Genomic DNA, 17,557 nt, shown 5'->3' with positions numbered 1-17,557 from the left:
AAACACCAAGGAGACATCTGCAGAATCCGCTTCGACCTAAGATTTCGACTCCAACGCCATATGCGATTCCCCTGCCCTTCATGGGGAGGGAGAAGATCACGTCTCGACGAAGGCCCGCTCCAGGACGTAGTCGCCGGGGCTGGCCAGCGAACCCTCAACATAGCCGCGGGCTTCCAGCAGGACCTTCAGGTCGGCCAGGACCGAGGGGCCGCCGCACAACATCAGGCGGTCGACGGCAGGATCCAGGGGCGGCAGGCCCAGGTCCTCGAAGATCTTGCCCGAGGCGATCAGGTCGGTGATCCGGCCCTGGTGCTTGAAGGGCTCGCGGGTGACGGTGGGGTAGTAGCGCAGCTTGGGCGCGACGATCTCGCCCAGGATCTCGTCCTGCGGCAGCTCGGTCTCGAACAGCTCGCGGTAGTTCAGATCCGCCACATTCCGCACCGTGTGGGTGACGATCACCTCGTCGAAACGGTCATAGACTTCGGGATCGCGGGCCAGGCTCAGCCAGGGGGCGAGGCCCGTGCCGGTGCCCAGCATGTAGAGCCGCTTGCCAGGCTTCAGGCCGTCCAGCACCAGGGTGCCGGTGGGCTTCTTGCCGATGAGCACCTGGTCGCCGACCTGGATTTTCTGCAGGCGCGAAGTCAGCGGGCCGCTTTCGACCTTGATGGAATAGAATTCCAGCTCGTCGTGCCAGGACGGCGAGGCGATGGAATAGGCGCGCAGCAGCGGCTTGCCGTCCACCTCCAGGCCCACCATCACGAACTGGCCGCTCTGGAAGCGGAAAGCCGGGTCGCGGGTGGTGCGGAACGAAAACAGGCTATCGGTCCAGTGCTGGACCCAGGTCACGGTCTCATGGAGGAAGGCGCCGGCCTTCTTGGCCGGAGCGGCGGCGGTCACATCGGTCATGATCGGTCTGCTTGAAAGCTTGGGCTAGATATCGCCGCCGACGTTCGTCACGGCGTCGGGCGCACGGGCGACATGTATGCCGCATTCGGTCTTTTCGGAACCCGCCCAGCGGCCGGCGCGCACATCTTCGCCCTCCTCCACCGGCTTGGTGCAGGGCCAGCAGCCGATCGAGGGGAAGCCCTGGGCCACCAGGGGATGGGCCGGCAGGTCGTGTTCGGCCATATAGGCGTCGAGCTCGGTCTTGCCCCAGTTGGCCAGGGGGTTGAACTTCACCTGCCCGTCGGCCTGCTCCACCACCGGCAGGGACAGGCGGTCGCCGCCATGGAAGCGCTTGCGGCCGGTGATCCAGCCGTCGAACTCCTTCAGGGCGGTGTCCAGCGGGATCACCTTGCGGATGTTGCAGCAGGCGTCGGTGTCGGTCTGCCAGAGGTTGGCCTTGGGATCGACGGTGGCCAGGTCGGTATAGAGCGGCCGCAGGTCGCGCACGTCGGTCAGGCCCAGCCTGGCCGCCAGGTTGCGCCGGTAGTCGAGGGTCTGGCCAAACAGCATGCCGGTGTCGAGGAACATGATCGGCATGTTCGGCTTGATCCTGGAGACCATGTGCAGCAGCACCGCCGACTCCGCCCCGAAGGACGAGACCAGGGCGAGCTTGTCGCCGAAGGTCTCGACGGCCGATTCCAGCACCGTCACCGGATGGGCGTGGCGCAGTTCGGCGTCGAGGCGCAGGGCGATCTGCGGGCGTTCCAGTTGATCAAAGGCCATGCTCAGGACTCCGCACGCTCGGTGAAGGCCGGGGTGCGGCCGTCAGAGGCGCGTTGATAGACGTGACGATGACGATTGGCGGCGTGGGCCCATTGCTCGGGGCTGGAGCCGTCGGCGGTTTCAAAACTGTCGCAGCCGCAGCGGGTCAGGAAATTGGCCTCCTCGCGGAGCACCTCCCCCACCGCCCGGACCTCGCCCTTGAAGCCGAAACGGTCGCGCAGCAGATGGGCCGTGGAGAAGCCGCGGCCGTCGCGGTATTTCGGGAAGGCGACCGCCACCACCGCCAGCTTGGGCAGGTCATAGGCGAGCGCCTCGACCTCCTCGTCCGGCTCGATGCGTACGCCCACGGAGCGGCCCTGGGAGATCAGGGCGTCGCCCTCGGCGGAGAACCGGGTCAGGGAGACGATCACATCGCCCGAGGGCATGCCCTCGTCGTCGGCGACATGGGTGAAGGGGTCGTCGGCCGAAACGAACTGGCCGTCGATGATCCTAATGAGCTTCGGCATAGACAGCCTCCTTGAAGGGGGCTGAGCCCGTGCGGCGGAAGGTGTCGAGGAACCGCTCGCCCTCGACGCGCTCGCGCAGATAGACCTCGACGATAGTGTCGATGGCGTCGGTGACGCGGTCGGCGGGAAGCGCCGGGCCCAGCATCTTGCCGACCTCGGCGTCCTCGGCCCCGGAGCCGCCCAGGGTGAGCTGGTAGAACTCCTCACCCTTCTTATCGACGCCCAGGATGCCGATGTGGCCGACATGGTGGTGGCCGCAGGCGTTGATGCAGCCGCTGATCTTGATCTTCAGTTCCCCCACCAGCTCAGCGCGGTCCTGGTCGGCGAAGCGGTGGGCGATGTCCTGGGCGATGGGGATGGCGCGCGCATTGGCGAGTGCGCAGTAGTCCAGGCCCGGGCAGGCGATGATGTCGGTGATCAGGTTGATGTTGGGGGTCGCCAGGCCCGCGGCGGCCAGGGCCTGAAACACGGCGTGCGCATCGTCCAGCTTCACGTGGGGCAGGACCAGGTTCTGCTCGTGGGTGATGCGGATGTCGTTCTGGCCGTAGCGTTCGCCCAGGTCGGCCACCACGTCCATCTGGTCGGAGGTCGCGTCGCCGGGCGTGTCGCCGATCCCCTTCAGGGAGATCTCGACGATGGTGTAGCCCGGCCGCTTGTGGGGCTTGAGGTTGTTGCGGGCGAAGCGCGCGAAGGCGGGATCGGCGGCCTTGGCGGTCTCGAAGGCTTCCGAGCGGTTCACCAGGGTGTCGAAGGCCTTGGGGGCGAAGGCCGCGCGGATGCGGGCGATCTCGGTGTCGGGCATGTCGGCGCCCGCGCCCACCTTCTCCCACTCTTCCTCGACCTGGCGCGCGAACTCCTCGCGGCCCAGGGCGGCCACCAGGATCTTGATCCGGGCCTTGTAGCTGTTGTCCCGGCGGCCGTGGCGGTTGTAGACGCGCAAGGTGGCGTCCAGGTACGAGAACAGCCGGTTGGCCGGGAGAAACTCGCGGATGGTCGGGCCGACATAGGGCGTGCGCCCCATCCCGCCGCCGACGATTACCTCGAAGCCCATGGTGCCGTCGCGGGCGCGGCGGACCACCAGGCCGATGTCGTGGACCCGGGCGGCCGTGCGGTCCTTGGGCGCGGCGGTGACCGCGAACTTGAACTTGCGCGGCAGGTGGCTGAATTCCGGGTGCAGCATCGACCACTGGCGGATGGCCTCGGACCAGACGCGCGGGTCGTCGATCTCTTCGGCCGTGGCCCCGGCATAGGGGTCGGAGGTGACGTTGCGGATGCAGTTGCCGCTGGTCTGGATGGCGTGCAGGTCGACGGTGGCCAGCTCCTCCAGGATCGCGGGCGCCTCGCGCAGCTTGATCCAGTGGAACTGCAGGTTGGTCCGGGTCGTGAAGTGGCCGTAGCCCTTGTCGTAGCGGCGGCCGATATCGGCCAGCTTGCGCAGCTGGGTCGCGTTCAGCGAGCCGTAGGGGATCGCCACCCGCAGCATGTAGGCGTGCAGCTGCAGATAGAGACCGTTGCGCAGACGCAGCATCTTGAACTGGTCTTCGGTGATCTCGCCGGCGAGGCGGCGCTCCACCTGTTCCTTGAACTCCGCGGCGCGGTCGGCCAGGAATTCCCTGTCGATGGTGTCGTACTGATACATCGGCCCTACTTACGCTTGATCAGGTTGACGCGGCCGGTGGAGCGCGAGGCGCCGGCGGCGTGCCGCAGGGCCTCGATGGCCGCGCCACCCTCGGCCTGCTTGCCATGGGTCGGATGATTGAGAGGCCCGAGCGCCCGGATGCGCTCCCGGAAGCTCAGCGGCGCCCAGAGCCCCTCGCTCTCGATCAGGTCGATCAGATAGACGTCGATCACCGTATTGGGCTGGGACTTGCCCGCGCCCTCGGCGGCCTCGCCGCTGGCGTCATTGGCGAACAGCTCGGCGTCGGCGAACCGCTCCACCCAGGCGCCCCTGTTCCAGAACACGACCTCGCCGTCGTCCAGGCGATTGGCGGTCAGCGCCTTCATGATCCCACTCCCCGCTCGAGATCCCGAGCTTCGACACTTTGAACAAATTGCGCGGTCCCGGCCTGAGCCAGGGCCATGGCCTCACCCACGATCAGCAGGGCGGGACCGGAAACATCGGCGGCGGCGGCGGCCAGACCTGCCAGGTCGGTCACGACGCGGCGCTCATCGGCGCGGCTGGCGTTCTCGACGATCAGGGCGGGCGTCGCGCCCGCGCGGCCGGCGGCCATCAGGCGCTCGGCGATTCCGCCGGCGGTGGAGAGGCCCATATAGATCACCACCGTGTGGTTGGCCTTGGCGAGGCCGGCCCAGTCCAGGTCCGGGGTCTCGCCGGTGGCGGCATGGCCGGTGACGAAGGTGACCGCCTGGGCCGCGCCGCGATGGGTCAGGGGGGCGCCGGCGCTGGCGGCGCTGGCCAGGGCGGCGGTGACGCCGGGAACGACATGGCAGGCGACGCCGGCCTCACGGCAGGCTTCCAGCTCCTCGCCGCCCCGGCCGAAGATGAAGGGGTCGCCGCCCTTCAGCCGGATGACCGTCAGGCCCTCCAGGGCGAAGGCCACCAGCATCCTGTTGATCTCGCCCTGGGCGTAGGAGTGGCGCGACTTGCGCTTGGCCACCGAGATGCGGCGCGCGGTCGACGGCGCCAGGTCCAGGATCTCGTCGCTGACCAGGCCGTCGTGGACCACGACGTCGGCGGTCGACAGAACCTTGAAGGCCTTGAGGGTGAGAAGTTCCGGGTCGCCGGGGCCCGCGCCCACCAGCCACACCGAGCCGGCCGCGCGTACGCCTTCGCCGCCCAGGACGACGAGGCGGTTAACGGTGGGGGCCTTGGGCGCGCGGCGCGACATGGGCTTTAAGGTTCTCTAACGACTAGGTTTGAGTTTTGAGGCGGGATGGGCTCTACCCCCGCCTCGCCCGATGTCCACCGATGAAAAGGGCCTATACACCGCCGGACGCTTGCAAACTGGCCTCGGAGGGCCCAATTCGCAAGCCAAGGTCTTCTGCCGGGGCTGTCAGGAAAACTCCATGGAACGCGACGCGCCGCGCCGCAGGTTGCCGCCGCTGAACGCCCTTCGCGCGTTCGAGGCCGCCGCCCGCCACCTGAACTTCTCGCGCGCCGCCGACGAGCTGTCGGTGACGCCCGGCGCGGTGAGCCAGCAGATCCAGAACCTGGAAGACTATGTGGGCGCGGCGCTGTTCAAGCGCACGCCGAAGGGCCTGTTGCTGACCGACGCCGCCCAGACCGCCCTGCCCGCCCTGCGCGAGGCCTTCGACCGCCTGGCCGAGGCCGCCTCCATGCTGACCGCCGCCGTGGACGGCCGCCGCCTGACCCTGACCGCCGCCCCCTCCTTCGCCGCCAAGTGGCTGGTGCCGCGCCTGGGCAAGTTCGAGGAGCTGCATCCGCAGGTGGACGTCTGGCTATCGGCGGGCCTGGAGCTGGTGGACCTCACCGCCGGCGAGGTGGACGTAGCCATCCGCTACGGCGCCGGCCGCTATCCCGGCCTGGAGGTCCGCCGCCTGATCGGCGAGACCGTGGTGCCAGTGCTGAGCCCCGAACTGCAGGCCTCCAACCCCCTGAATTCGCCGGCGGATCTGGTGGGTCACATCCTGCTGCACGATGGCTCGCCCGAGCCCGACGACAGCTGCCCCGACTGGACGATGTGGCTGGCGGCACGTGGGGTTAAGGGCGTGGACGGCACCCGTGGCCCCCGCTTCAACCAGTCCAGCATGGTGATCGAGGCCGCCGCCAACGGCCGCGGCGTGGCGCTCGCCAAACGCACCCTGGCCCAGGCCGACCTGGACGCCGGCCGCCTGGTCTCGCCGCTGCAGATCTCGACCGCCGTGGACTTCGCCTATTACGTCGTCCACCCCAAGGCCAAGGGCCGCCTGCCCCAGGTAAAGGCCTTCATCAACTGGATCACCGCCGAGGCCGAGGCGCACGAACTGGCCTTGCAGGCGCTGGACAACGGGGCGGGGATTTAGGGACCCCTTCCTCCTCCCCTTGCGGGAGAAGGAAGGGGTCGTTCTGCCTACCGGAAGTTCAGCCCCTCGAACTGCCCGGACGTCCGCCAGTCCTCGATGTACTTGAAGAAGGCGGTCGCGCCCTGGGGGTAGCCGACGTTGTACTTGGCCGCCGGGCCGGGGCTCTGGCCTTCGTTGTTGTAGTAGCCCGGCGTGCAGTCGGGCGCGCCCATCATGCGGCCGGCGCCGGTGAGCAGCAGGTCAACCCAGGCCTTCTGAGCCTCGGGCGTGACCTCCACCTCCTTGGCCCCGACATCGAGGGCGTGCTTCACCGTCAGGGCGATGGTCCGGCCCGATTCCGTCAGGTTGTGCGGCACGTTGGAGATCAGGTTGGCGCCCTGGGTCGGCTGCACGAAGAAGGCGTTGGGGAAGCCCAGGACGTGGATGCCGTGCTTGGACTTCATGCCCTCGGCCCAGGCCTCCGACAAGGTCTGGCCGCCCACCCCGGTGACCTCGAAGCCCGCGCGGCGCTTGTATTCCGTGCCGACCTCGAAGCCCGAGGCGTAGATGATGCAGTCGACCTCGTACTCGACGCCAGCCACCACGAAGCCCTTCTCGGTGATGCGCTCCACGCCCTGACCGTCGGTGTCGATCAGGGTGGTGCTGGGCTCGTTGAAGGCCTGTAGGTAGGCGTCGTGGAAGCAGGGACGCTTGCAGAGCTGGCGGTACCAGGCCTTGAGGTTCTCGGCGGTCTCGCGGTCCTTGACGATGGCCTCGGCCCGCGCGCGGATTTCCTCCATCTTTTCGAAGTCGCTGTCTTCGTAGGCGGCGAGCATCTTCTGCGGGGTCAGGCCCTCGCGAGGGAGCTGGGAAATCTTGGCGCGGATCCGGCGCGACAGGTCGGTCCAGCCGTCCATCACCAGGTCTTCCTCGGCGTTGCCGCCGGCCTGGTTGGCGGTGAAGTTCTCCAGCCAGCGCTTCTGCCAGCCCGGAGTCGCGATCTCGGCGAACCACTCCGGGTCGATGGGCTTATTGGCGCGGACGTCCACCGAGGACGGCGTGCGCTGGACGACGAACAGTTGCTTGCAGGCCTTGGCCAGGTGGGGGACGGCCTGGACCGAGGTCGCGCCGGTGCCGATGATGGCGACGCGCTTGTCGGCCAGCTTCTCCATCTTGGCGCCCTTGGGGTCGCCGCCGGTGTAGTCGTAGTCCCACCGGCTGGTGTGGAACGAGTGGCCCCTGAAGGTCTCGATACCCGGAATGCCCGGCAGCTTGGGAACATGGAGAGGCCCAGTGCCCAGGCCGATGAAGCTGGCGGTGAATTCGTCGCCGCGGTTGGTCTTGATCACCCAGCGGGAATTGGCGGCGTCCCAGCGCAGATCCTCAACCTCGGTGTGGAAGAGCGCGTTCTCATAGAGGCCGTACTGCTTGCCGATCCGCTGGCACTGCTCGAGGATTTCGGGGGCGTGCGCGTACTTCTCGGTCGGCATGTGGCCGGTTTCTTCGAGCAGCGGCATGTAGATCATTGAGGCGGTGTCGCACTGGGCGCCCGGATAGCGGTTCCAGTACCAGGTGCCGCCGAAGTCGCCGCCCTTCTCGATGATGCGCACATCGGTCACGCCGGCCTCCACAAGGCGAGCCCCGGTCACCAAACCTGCGAAGCCACCGCCCACGAAGGCGAAGGTGACGTGATCGGTCTTGGGCGCCCGCTCGACGCGGGGCGTGTAGGGGTCTTCGAGGTAGTGGGCCAGGTTGCCCTTCACCTCCAGGTACTGGGCGTTGCCGTCGGCCCGCAGGCGCTTGTCACGCTCCGCTATGTACTTGGCCAACAGGGCCTTCTTGTCGATCACAGCCGCAGTGGTCATTTCAATGGCCTCAGTCTTAAATTCAAAGAAAACAAACACCTGAGCCGCCAGGGCCGGAGTCGCAACTTAGAAGATAGAGTATGGCTCGGGCCAAGGCTAGCCACGCGGGCGAATTCCCCACGCGCCGAGCGGGCATCGCGATGTCGTGAAGTTCTGGAAAAGTCCGTCCACCAAGCGAATGGTGGGTGCAGTAGGATTCGAACCTACGACCCGCTGATTAAGAGTCAGCTGCTCTACCAACTGAGCTATGCACCCGTACCGTTCGGAGCCCGCGAGGGCCTGTCGGCAAGGGCGCGGAACATACTTGAAGCCTCGCTGAAAGCAAGGCGGGTAAGAGGACGATTTTTTTGGCCAGGCGAGACCTCACCGGCGCGGTGGATTTTGCGTACCTCGAAGACTTCGCCGCGGGCGATACCGGCGTCGTGGACGAGGTCCTCGCCCTCTTCCGAGAGCAGGCCAATCTGTGGTCGGCGATGCTCGATCCGACCAGCGAGGGATGGCTGGACGCAGTCCACACCATCAAGGGCGCGGCGCGGGGCGTCGGGGCCTTTCAGCTGGGGGACGCCTGCGAGGTGGCCGAGCAACAGGGCGCGGTGCGCCTGGAGAGCGTTCGCATCGCCCTCCAGGCCGCGCTGAGCGACGTCGCCGCCTACGCCCACGAACGGGCGCTGCAGTCCCTGAAAACCCCGCGAGGCTAGCGCTTCATCGCGCCGTCGAGATATTTGCGGATGCCGGGGCCGTAGGGCGGGCGCATCTGCACCAGGGGGCCGATGTCCTTCTTGATCTGGGTGTAGATCGCCTTGCGGTGGCTGAACTCGCGGAAACCGTCGATCCCGTGGTAGCTGCCCATGCCCGAGGGGCCGACGCCGCCGAAGGGCAGCTCCTCCTGGGCCACGTGGAAGACCACATCATTGATGGTCACCCCGCCGGCCGTGGTGCCGTTCAGCACCTTCTCCTTCTCCGCGGCGTCATCGCCGAAATAGTAGAGGCCGAGCGGGCGGTCGTGGGCGTTGACGTAGGCGATGGCCTCGTCGACCCCGGAATAGGTCTTCACCGGCAGGACCGGGCCGAAGATCTCCTCCTGCATCACCAACATGTCGTCGGTCGGGTCGATGATCAGGGTCGGCGCGATCTTGCGGTGTTCCTGCTGGCTCAGGTCCTCGCCCTCGGGCTTCATCTCGATGATCCGCGCACCCTTGGCCCGGGCGTCGTCCACATAGCCCTTGATGCGGTCATAGTGCCTATCCGCCACGATGGCGGTGTAGTCGGGGTTGTCGCGGATGGTGGGGAACATCTTGGCCACCGCGCCCTGCGCGTGGCCGATGAAGTCCTCCAGCTGATCCTTCGGGGTCAGGACATAGTCCGGCGCCAGGCAGATCTGCCCGGCGTTGAGGGTCTTGCCGTTCATGACCCGGGCGGCGGCCGTGGCCATGTCGGCGGATTTGCCGAGGATCACCGGGCTCTTGCCGCCAAGTTCCAGGGTCAGGGGCACGAGGTTGGCCGAGGCGGCCTTCATCACGTGGCGGGCGATGGCTGTCGCGCCGGTGAAGATCAGATGGTCGAAGGCCAGTTCGGAGAAGGCCTGGCCCACCTCCGGCCCGCCGGTGATCACCGCGATCTCCTCCTCGGAAAAGACGCTGGAGAACATCACGGCCATCAGCTCCGAGGTGGCCGGCGTGAATTCCGACGGCTTGATCATCGCCCGGTTGCCGGCGGCCAGGACGCCCGCCAGGGGGGCGAAGGTCAGGTTCACCGGGAAATTCCACGGGCTGATGATCCCCACCACCCCCTTGGGCTGGAACCGCACCTCGGCCTTGGCGCCGAACAGGCCCAGGATCGCGGGCGTCGTCTTGCGCTTCTCAGGCTTCATCCACTTGGTCAGGCTGTCGCGGGCGTGCTTCAGCGGGCCGATAGAGCCGGCGATGTCAGTGAAGGCGGTGGCCTCCCGCGAGCGGGAGCCGAAGTCGGTGTTGAGCGCGTCCTCGATGGCCTTGCGGTTGTCGATCAGCAGGCCGATGCAGCGGTCGATCCGCGCGATCCGCTGCTCCGCGGTGGGGGCGCCATCGCGCAGGTGGGCGGCCTTCTGCCGGGCAAGCAGGGCGTTCATCGAAGCGGCGTCGTGGGCCATGGTCGTCTGTCCTCCGGTCGTCAGCGGGCTCTTTGGTCGGCCGCCGTGACCGGAGCTTAGCAGGCTTTCCGCCTGCCGTTGGGTCAGGCCGGGATGGTGCTTTTCAGCGAAGGCCGCTCGGAGATCGCCGCGAAGAAGGCGGCCAGTTTCGGGTGACCGGAGCGCCAGCCGTTCTCCGGGAACCGCAGATCCAGGTAGCCGAGGGCGCAGGCCACACAGATGTCGCCCAAGCCGGGGTTGGCGGCGTCACGGGCCGAGGTCTCCAGCAGGTCCAGAGCGCGTTCGATCTTGCCCGACTGCCCGGCCAGCCACTCCGGCCAGCGCATCGCCTCGGGCCGCATGGCCAACTCGTAGCGGCTGAGCAGCGCCGCATCGAGGATGCCGTCGCAGGCCGCCTGCTCCACCAGGGCGGCCCAGCGAGCGTCGCCCGAGCGCGGGGCGAGGGCCCTGTCGGTCAGGCTGTCGAGATAGTCGACGATCACCCGGCTGTCATAGATCGTCCGGCCGTCCGCCAAGACCAGGGTAGGTATCTTGGCCAGGGGGTTGGCCGCCGCCAGCCCCGGATCGGCCGCCTGGGAGGGGTTGGCGCCCACCACCACCTCATCCAGGGCGATCCCCAGCTCGAGGGCGCAGATGCGGACCTTGCGGGCATAGGGCGAGGTCGGAGAGTAGAGGAGCTTCATAGCGGGGTTCCTGGGCTCCCGTCGTCCCCGGCATGTCGCCAGCGCGTCGGGTCAGCCAGCAGATCGAGAAGGGCCGTACGGATCGCCTCGACGGGCGCGTCCCACATATTGGGCGGCGGCACGGTGCGGGCCAAGAAGTTCATGCAGGCGTTGGCCTCGAACACCAGAAGACGCCCGTCCTGGTCCAGGTGGCAGTCGATGCCGAAGACGTCGAGCTCCAGGCGGCGGGCGATCTCGTGCACCACGGGCGCGATCACGGGCAACAGGCCCTCCTGGAAGCTCGCCAGGCGCGCTTCCTCATCGGCCTCAGTGTCCACGCCCTGGCTGTCGGCATGGAGCATCCAGGTGTCACCGATGATCACGTGACGCAGAATGATCTGGTCCCCGATCACCGCGAGGCGATATTTGCGATGCACGCCGTCCGGGTCGGCGAACGGATGAAACTCGGTCACATAGACCTGGGCGCCGCACATCCAGCCCGCCACTAGGCCTTCCAGGTCTTCTGGGCGATCCATTCGCAGCAGCTCCTTGCCGCCATGGGCTCCGACAGGCCGGATCAGGACGGGATAGGTCATCCCCAGGTCGGCGATCATCCGAGCCAACTCCTGGGGGCCCGCGCTGCTCAGACGCTCGGTCCGCGGCGCTACCACCCCTGGCATGCCCGCCAGCGCCCTGGCCACCTTGTCGCGCCCGGACCGCAACACCGCCCCGGGAGGATTCAGGCAAGGCCGCCCCATCGCGCGGGCCAACCGTTCGGCCTTGGCCAGGGCCATGCCGTAGATGTCGGGATCGGCGAGGTAGTTCACCATCGGCCCCGGCGCGATCCGCAGACTCATCGGGCCGGCGGGAGGCGCAAACCAGATTTCCCGGGCGCCGGCGAGGCGGTCGCCGAGGTAGCTCAGATAGCTGCAGGTCCCGGAGAAGACATAGGTCGGCCGCCGAAGCAGGCCCTGCCCCTGGGCGAGCACCCTGCCGTCATCAGGCACGCCCATGAGCAGGAGGTAGTCTTTGAAATCGATGCCAGGAGACAACTTACTGAGACTCTTCAACAACTCGTCGCGCAGCGATGGTCCAGTCCGCGCTCAAAGTCCAGGCGGGAGCTCACCCGGGCGCCCTAACCCTGCCCCCCCCTCGCTGCAGGTGAACATTCGGGCCGACGCCCTGCCCCCGCCCTCGCCTGATGGGCACGTCCACCTCTAGCTGCTGATGACCCTGGCCTAGGTCTGGGCCGCGCCCCCCCGCCCGGGCTAGAGGTGGGCCATGACCCGCATTCTCCTTCTGGGCTGCGCCGGCAGCGGCAAGACCACCCTGGCGCGGCGGCTGTCGGAAAGGACCGGGGCGCCGGTGATCGACCTGGACGCGATCTGGCGAGGCCGCGCCCAGGAGACGGCGGATTTCCGCGCGACCCTGCAGGTGCTGCACGCGCAGGACGCCTGGATCAGCGACGGCAATTTCGCGGCGGTCACCTTTGACCTGCGGATGCCGCGGGCTGACCTGGTGGTCTGGCTGAATCGCCCTCGCATCACCTGCGCCTGGCGCGCCATCACCCGCACATTCCAGGCGGGCGAGATGCATCGCCCCGGCGATCTCGCCACCGTGCTGCGCTTCATCTGGAACTTCGAGCGCCAGAACCGGCCGCGGATCGAGGCGCTGCAGGTGCAGCATGGCCCTGACGTGCCGGTGGTCCGACTGCGAACGGACAGTGAGATCGCCGCCTTTGTGGAGCGCCTCTAGGCACGGTGGTTCCGCGGGCTCACGCCGGTCCAGCGCTTGACGGCGCGGGAGAAGGCGCTGGCCTCCGAGAACCCGACCGTGGCCGCTGAGTGACACCCGCGACCTGCCCCCGGCGCCTGAGGAACCGCCACCATGCCGCCGCGTTTAGCCTCCCGACGGACGGACACAATGTCCCCAGGAGATCCCCCTATGCGCAAGACCCTTCTCGCCGCTGGCATCGCCGCCGCGGCCCTGCTGCCCACCTTCGCCTTGGCCCAACAGACCTGCGAAGAGCAACAGCGAAACAACCGTGTCGCCGGCACCGTGATCGGCGCGGGCCTCGGCGCCATTCTCGGCAGCCAGGTCTCCGGCAACGGCGCCCGCACCGAAGGCTCGGTGGTCGGCGCGCTGGCCGGCGGCTTCGCCGGCAACCAGATCGCCAAGTCCCGCACCAACTGCGCTAGCCCCAACGCCTATGGCTACTACGACACCAACGGCGCGTGGCATGCCAACGCCGTCGATCGGGCCAGCGCACAGGGTTACTACGACCGCGACGGCCGTTGGGTCGATGGCGCGCCGAACGGCTACTACGACAGCCAGAACCGCTGGGTCGCCGCCAACACGAACGCTTCGGCCAGCGGCTATTATGACCGCAATGGCCGCTACGTTCCGGCCTCGGCCAGCGGCTACTATGACGTGAACGGCCAGTGGGTCGGCGCCTCGGCCAGCGGTTACTATAGCAACGGCCGCTGGATCGCCGGTCCCGCCACGGGCCGATATGACGCCAATGGCCGCTGGATCCCCGGCCAAGCCGCCGGCCGTCGTGACGCAAACGGCGTCTGGATCGCCGACGCTCAGCCGGGCTACTACAACAGCAACGGTCGCTGGGTCGCAGGCCAATCCTACGGCTATTACGACGGCCAAGGCCGCTGGATCGCCACGGCGCCGGCCGCCTCCGGCTACGGCCAGAACGCCTCCTACGAGCAGGGCTCGGGTTGGTCGGGCTCGCCGATGGACGTCCGCGGCCGCCAGGCCTGGCTGCAGGAACGCATTCAACGCGGGCTGAACGACGGCTCCCTGTCCCGGGCCGAGGCCAATCAGGCCCAACGCTCGCTCAACATGATCAGCCGCCAGGAACGTGGCATGCGCCACTACCGCAACGGCCAGCTGAGCCGTCGCGACGCCGCGACGATCCAAGCCAAGCTGGATGTGGTGGCCCGCAACATCCGCGCTGATCGGCGCGACAACGACCGTACGCCGCGCGGTTACTAAGGCCTTCGGTCCCGGCCGATAATGCAGCGGGCCTCCGGCATTGCCGGGGGCCCGTTTGCTTGTGGCCCGTTGCAGATTTTTTGGGATTGAGGCGGCCCATCTCGGGCCTAGGCTCGCAGGATTGAAATCCCGCGAGGCGCTGCATGCTCGATCTCCACTACTGGCCCACTCCCAACGGCAAGAAGGTCACCATCCTGCTGCAGGAGCTGGGGGTCGCCTACAACATCGTGCCCGTGAACATTGGCCGGGGCGACCAGTTCACCGACGCCTATCTGAAGATCGGCCCCAACAACCGCATGCCGGTGCTGGTGGACCACGAGCCCGCGGACGGCGGGGGCCCGCTGAGCGTCTTCGAGAGCGGCTCGATCATGATGTACCTGGCCGAGAAGTTCGGGAAATTCTGGCCGCAGGACGTGCGTGGCAAGTACGAGGTCAACCAGTGGGTCGTGTGGCAGATGGCCAACCAGGGCCCCAAGACCGGCGAGCGCGGCCACTTCAGCCGCGTCGATCCCAAGCACGGCGACCAGGCCTACGCTCAGCGGCGGTTCAACGACGAGGTCCATCGCATGTACGGGGTGCTGAACAACCGGCTCTACGACCGTCCCTGGATCGCCGGCGACGACTACACCATCGCCGACATGATCGCCTATCCCTGGACCGCGTCCTGGGAGCTGCAGGGCATCGACATGGGCGAGTTCCAGTACTTCAAGCGCTGGTGGGACACGATGGCCGCCCGCCCTGCCGTGGTGAAGGGCATGGCCGTGGTCGCCGGCCCGCCCGAAGACCCCGCCACCGTGACGCCCGAGGAGCGCGAGCGACGCATGAAGCTGCTCTACAACCAGCGCGCCCGACCGGCGCCCACCGCCTGATGGCCACCCTCCCAGTCATCGAGATGAGCCCCCTGTTCGACCGCGTCGACGCGGTGGGCCGGGCGCGGGTGGCCGGGGAGATCGCCAGGGCCTGCGAGGCGCACGGCTTCTTCTACCTGACCGGACATGGGATCGACCTTGCGACCCTGGCCGACCTTGAGGCCCAGAGTCGCAGGTTCTTCGCCCTCCCGGAGGAGGAGAAGCTGAGAATCGACATGGCCCGCGGCGGCCGGGCCTGGCGAGGCTACTTCCCAGTCGGGGGCGAGCTCACCTCCGGGGCGCCGGACCAGAAGGAAGGCCTCTATCTGGGGACCGACCTGGCCGCCGATCATCGGCGCGTCCAGGCGCGCATGCCCCTGCACGGCGCCAACCTGTGGCCGCCTGCCCTGCCCGAACTGAAGGTGGCCGCCGAGGCCTATATGGCCGGGGCGACACGCGCGGCGGCGGCGCTGATGGAGGGGTTCTCGATCAGCCTGAGCCTGCCCGACAACTACTTCCGCGATGCCTACACCACCGAACCGACCGTGCTGTTTCGCATCTTCAACTATCCCGCTCAGGGGCTCGGCGCGGACGCCGGGTCCTGGGGCGTCGGCGAGCACACCGACTACGGCCTGCTCACCCTGCTGGCCCAGGACCGGTTCGGAGGCTTGCAGGTCAAGGCGCCTGGCGGCTGGATCGAGGCGCCGCCCATCGAAGGCGCCCTGGTCTGCAATATCGGCGACATGCTGGAGCGGCTGACCGGCGGGCGATACCGCTCGACTCCGCACCGGGTGAGGAATGTGAGCGGTCACGACCGCCTGTCCTTCCCGCTGTTCTTCGACCCGGACTTCAACGCCAGAATGGCGCCCCTACCGGGCGTGGCCATCACCACTGGGGCCGATGGCCGCTGGGACGGCGCCAGCGTGCACGACTTCGACGGGACCTATGGCGACTACCTGCTCTCCAAGGTGGCCAAGGTGTTCCCGAACCTGGTGGACGAGGCTCTGACCTAGGCCGCCTTGCAGCCGCGCCCCGGGCCGATCATGAGCGAGGCTGCGGCCGCCGCGGCTGACCCGCAAGGTCAAGCTGCCGTCAGTTTTCCTACTTGGCGCGATAGACCACCTTGCCCCCCACCACGGTCATCACGGCGTGGGCCTTGGCGATGTCGGGGAACGGGGCGGTCATCAGGTCCACCGAGAAGACGGAAATGTCGGCGGCCTTGCCGACCGCCAGGTCCCCCAGGTCCTTCTCGCGGAACACCGCATAGGCCGCGCCCTTGGTGAGCATGGCCAGGGCCTGCGGCCGGGTCAGCACCTCGTCCAGCCCCCAGTTGGGACCGGCGAAGCCCTTCAAGTCGTGGCGGTAGGTCGCGGCGTAGAACTCGATGAGCGGATCACCCTTCTCCACCGGCGCGTCGGTGCCGGCGGCCAGATGCGCGCCGCTGGTCCGGAGCGCCTGCCAGGCATAGGCGCCCTTCAGCCGCGCCTCGCCCAGGCGGGCGGGGGCGAAGTGGAGATCGCCGATGGCGTGGGAGGGCTGCATCGAAGCGATGACCCCGTTGTCGGCGAAGCGCGGGATGTCGTTGGGGGAGATCACCTGGGCATGTTCGATGCGCCAGCGCGCGGCGCGTAGTTGCGCGGGGTCGCCGTCAAACGCGGTCTCAAAGGCGTCCAGCACCAGGCGATTGCCCCGGTCGCCGATGGCGTGAATGGCCATCTGGGCCTTCGACTTGCGCGCCGCCGCCAGGGTCTTGGCCACCACCTCGGGCGGCGTCAGCAGCAGGCCGGTCCCCGGCGCGTCGTCATAGGGCGCCAGCAGGGCCGCGCCCCGCGAGCCCAGCGCGCCATCGATGTACATCTTGATGCCGTCCACCCGCACCAGCCCGGTGGGATCGGCGGACGGACCGGTGGTCAGCAGGGTCCCCTGGCTGGACAGGTCCATGAAGTTGTCCACCCGGATCGGCAGGGTCCCGGCGGCCGCCATGGCGTTCAGGATCTCCACGTCCCGGGCCGCGACACTGACGCTGTGCATCCCAGTCCAGCCGCGGGAGGCGTAGAGGTCCGCCGCCCGCTGGGCGGCCTCGCGCAACTGGGCCTCGGTCGGCGGCGGGACCTTCACCAGGGCCTTGGCGTTGTCCACCAGCAGGCCGGTGGGCTCGCCCTTGCTGTCCCGCAGGATCTGGCCGCCAGCGGGGTCGGGGGTGTCGCGGGTGATGCCGGCCAGGGTCAGCATCTTGGAATTGACGAGGATGGCGTGGCCGTCGGAGCGGCCCAGGACTACGGGGCGGTCGGAGACCACGGCGTCCAGGTCGGCGCGGTCGGGGAAGCGCTTCTCAGGATAATGGGTCTCGATCCAGCCTCGGCCCGACAGCACCTCAGGACCGGGATGGGCGAGGGACCAGGCCTTAACCTTGGCGGTCATCTGCGCGATGGAGGCCGTGCCCTCCAGGTTCAGGGTCATCTCCCGCAGGCCGACGCCCATCAGGTGGGCGTGGGCGTCGACGAAGCCGGGATAGGCCGCGGCCCCCTTCAGGTCGATGGCCTGGGCCTTGCCGGCGGCCCTGCGCGCCTCGGGCAGCGGGCCGGTGAAAGCCACCTTCCCGTCCTTGACCACGAGGGCCTCGACCTTGGGCTGAGCGTCCACGCCGGTATAGATCGGCCCCCCGAAGATCAGCAGGTCGGCGGCCTGGGCGGCGCCGGAAAGGGCGAGGCCGGCGGTCAGGGCGAGGCTGGCGAGTTGGCGGCGCATGGTCAGACGATTCCCCCTGGATGGCGGCTCCATAGAGCCACGATCCCCGAGGTCTGTGAAATGGATTGGCGCGGTTCCCGGGGCTTTCCGACCAACTGCATAAGCTTTGCCAAGCCGTCTCCAACCTCAAGCTTGGCCATTGTCAGTTGTGTCGAACCCATTG

At 68.1% G+C, this 17,557-nt stretch carries 17 protein-coding genes and 1 tRNA gene; 6 read left to right on the top strand and 12 right to left on the bottom strand.

Annotation, left to right across the window (positions count from 1 at the left end):
• Positions 1-96: 96 nt before the first annotated feature.
• Genes OCL97_RS07495 through cobA form a run of 6 tightly spaced genes read right to left on the bottom strand, consistent with a single transcriptional unit; the run spans position 97 to position 5,023 of the window.
• Complete coding sequence (locus OCL97_RS07495; RefSeq protein ID WP_305337159.1) at positions 97-906, bottom strand: ferredoxin--NADP reductase; 810 nt, start codon at positions 904-906, stop codon at positions 97-99.
• Positions 907-930: 24 nt separating this feature from the next.
• Complete coding sequence (locus OCL97_RS07490; protein ID WP_305337158.1) at positions 931-1,668, bottom strand: phosphoadenylyl-sulfate reductase; 738 nt, start codon at positions 1,666-1,668, stop codon at positions 931-933.
• A gap of 2 nt (positions 1,669-1,670) precedes the next feature.
• Positions 1,671-2,174, bottom strand: coding sequence for a DUF934 domain-containing protein (locus OCL97_RS07485; RefSeq protein WP_377368977.1), 504 nt, complete (start codon positions 2,172-2,174; stop codon positions 1,671-1,673).
• Positions 2,158-3,813, bottom strand: a complete 1,656-nt coding sequence (locus OCL97_RS07480; RefSeq protein ID WP_304779290.1) for a nitrite/sulfite reductase — start codon at positions 3,811-3,813, stop codon at positions 2,158-2,160. Before OCL97_RS07480 ends, OCL97_RS07485 begins: the two co-directional genes overlap by 17 nt.
• Positions 3,814-3,818: 5 nt before the next feature.
• A complete protein-coding gene (locus OCL97_RS07475) occupies positions 3,819-4,178 on the bottom strand; it encodes a DUF2849 domain-containing protein (RefSeq protein ID WP_377368975.1) in 360 nt (119 codons plus the stop codon).
• Entirely contained in the window at positions 4,175-5,023 is an 849-nt protein-coding gene (gene cobA, locus OCL97_RS07470; protein ID WP_377368973.1) for a uroporphyrinogen-III C-methyltransferase, read from the bottom strand. Before cobA ends, OCL97_RS07475 begins: the two co-directional genes overlap by 4 nt.
• Positions 5,024-5,201: 178 nt before the next feature.
• Here cobA and gcvA point away from each other — a divergent pair, with 178 nt between their 5' ends.
• Positions 5,202-6,158, top strand: coding sequence for a transcriptional regulator GcvA (gcvA, locus tag OCL97_RS07465; RefSeq protein WP_377368971.1), 957 nt, complete (start codon positions 5,202-5,204; stop codon positions 6,156-6,158).
• Positions 6,159-6,205: 47 nt separating this feature from the next.
• On the opposite strand, the gene OCL97_RS07460 is transcribed toward gcvA, so the two are convergent.
• Together OCL97_RS07460 and OCL97_RS07455 are read right to left on the bottom strand one after the other, a co-directional pair.
• A complete protein-coding gene (locus OCL97_RS07460; protein WP_377368969.1) occupies positions 6,206-8,002 on the bottom strand; it encodes a flavin-containing monooxygenase in 1,797 nt (598 codons plus the stop codon).
• A gap of 179 nt (positions 8,003-8,181) precedes the next feature.
• A tRNA-Lys gene (locus OCL97_RS07455) sits at positions 8,182-8,257 on the bottom strand.
• A gap of 92 nt (positions 8,258-8,349) precedes the next feature.
• On the opposite strand from OCL97_RS07455, the gene OCL97_RS07450 reads away from it, so the two are divergent.
• Positions 8,350-8,700: an Hpt domain-containing protein gene (locus OCL97_RS07450; RefSeq protein WP_377368967.1), complete on the top strand. Its 351-nt coding sequence runs from the start codon at positions 8,350-8,352 to the stop codon at positions 8,698-8,700.
• On the opposite strand, the gene OCL97_RS07445 is transcribed toward OCL97_RS07450, so the two are convergent.
• The 3 genes from OCL97_RS07445 to OCL97_RS07435 all read right to left on the bottom strand — a co-directional run bounded on the left by OCL97_RS07445 (position 8,697) and on the right by OCL97_RS07435 (position 11,844).
• Positions 8,697-10,130 (bottom strand): coniferyl aldehyde dehydrogenase, encoded by a 1,434-nt coding sequence (locus tag OCL97_RS07445; RefSeq protein ID WP_377368965.1) that lies wholly within the window; start codon positions 10,128-10,130, stop codon positions 8,697-8,699. The genes OCL97_RS07450 and OCL97_RS07445 overlap by 4 nt on opposite strands.
• 83 nt (positions 10,131-10,213) lie before the next feature.
• A complete protein-coding gene (locus OCL97_RS07440; RefSeq protein ID WP_377368963.1) occupies positions 10,214-10,813 on the bottom strand; it encodes a glutathione S-transferase in 600 nt (199 codons plus the stop codon).
• Positions 10,810-11,844 (bottom strand): ATP-grasp domain-containing protein, encoded by a 1,035-nt coding sequence (locus tag OCL97_RS07435; protein WP_377368961.1) that lies wholly within the window; start codon positions 11,842-11,844, stop codon positions 10,810-10,812. The genes OCL97_RS07440 and OCL97_RS07435 overlap by 4 nt, the downstream gene beginning before the upstream one ends.
• Positions 11,845-12,073: 229 nt before the next feature.
• Here OCL97_RS07435 and OCL97_RS07430 point away from each other — a divergent pair, with 229 nt between their 5' ends.
• From OCL97_RS07430 to OCL97_RS07415, 4 genes are all read left to right on the top strand, one after another.
• Positions 12,074-12,547 (top strand): AAA family ATPase, encoded by a 474-nt coding sequence (locus OCL97_RS07430; protein WP_377368959.1) that lies wholly within the window; start codon positions 12,074-12,076, stop codon positions 12,545-12,547.
• A gap of 189 nt (positions 12,548-12,736) precedes the next feature.
• Positions 12,737-13,798 carry a glycine zipper 2TM domain-containing protein gene (locus OCL97_RS07425; RefSeq protein WP_305704492.1) on the top strand — a complete coding sequence of 354 codons (1,062 nt, stop codon included), beginning with the start codon at positions 12,737-12,739 and terminating at the stop codon, positions 13,796-13,798.
• Positions 13,799-13,941: 143 nt separating this feature from the next.
• Positions 13,942-14,667 carry a glutathione S-transferase N-terminal domain-containing protein gene (locus tag OCL97_RS07420; RefSeq protein WP_377368957.1) on the top strand — a complete coding sequence of 242 codons (726 nt, stop codon included), beginning with the start codon at positions 13,942-13,944 and terminating at the stop codon, positions 14,665-14,667.
• Complete coding sequence (locus tag OCL97_RS07415) at positions 14,667-15,659, top strand: isopenicillin N synthase family dioxygenase (RefSeq protein WP_377368955.1); 993 nt, start codon at positions 14,667-14,669, stop codon at positions 15,657-15,659. Before OCL97_RS07420 ends, OCL97_RS07415 begins: the two co-directional genes overlap by 1 nt.
• Before the next feature lie 88 nt (positions 15,660-15,747).
• Here OCL97_RS07415 and OCL97_RS07410 read toward each other — a convergent pair whose 3' ends face one another.
• Positions 15,748-17,394, bottom strand: a complete 1,647-nt coding sequence (locus OCL97_RS07410) for an amidohydrolase (protein WP_377368953.1) — start codon at positions 17,392-17,394, stop codon at positions 15,748-15,750.
• Positions 17,395-17,557: the final 163 nt, after the last annotated feature.

Source organism: Phenylobacterium ferrooxidans (assembly GCF_042714595.1).
GTDB lineage: Bacteria > Pseudomonadota > Alphaproteobacteria > Caulobacterales > Caulobacteraceae > Phenylobacterium > Phenylobacterium ferrooxidans.
The sequence above is the reverse complement of the archived record's forward strand: the minus strand, read 5'-3'. Positions and strand labels throughout refer to the sequence as shown.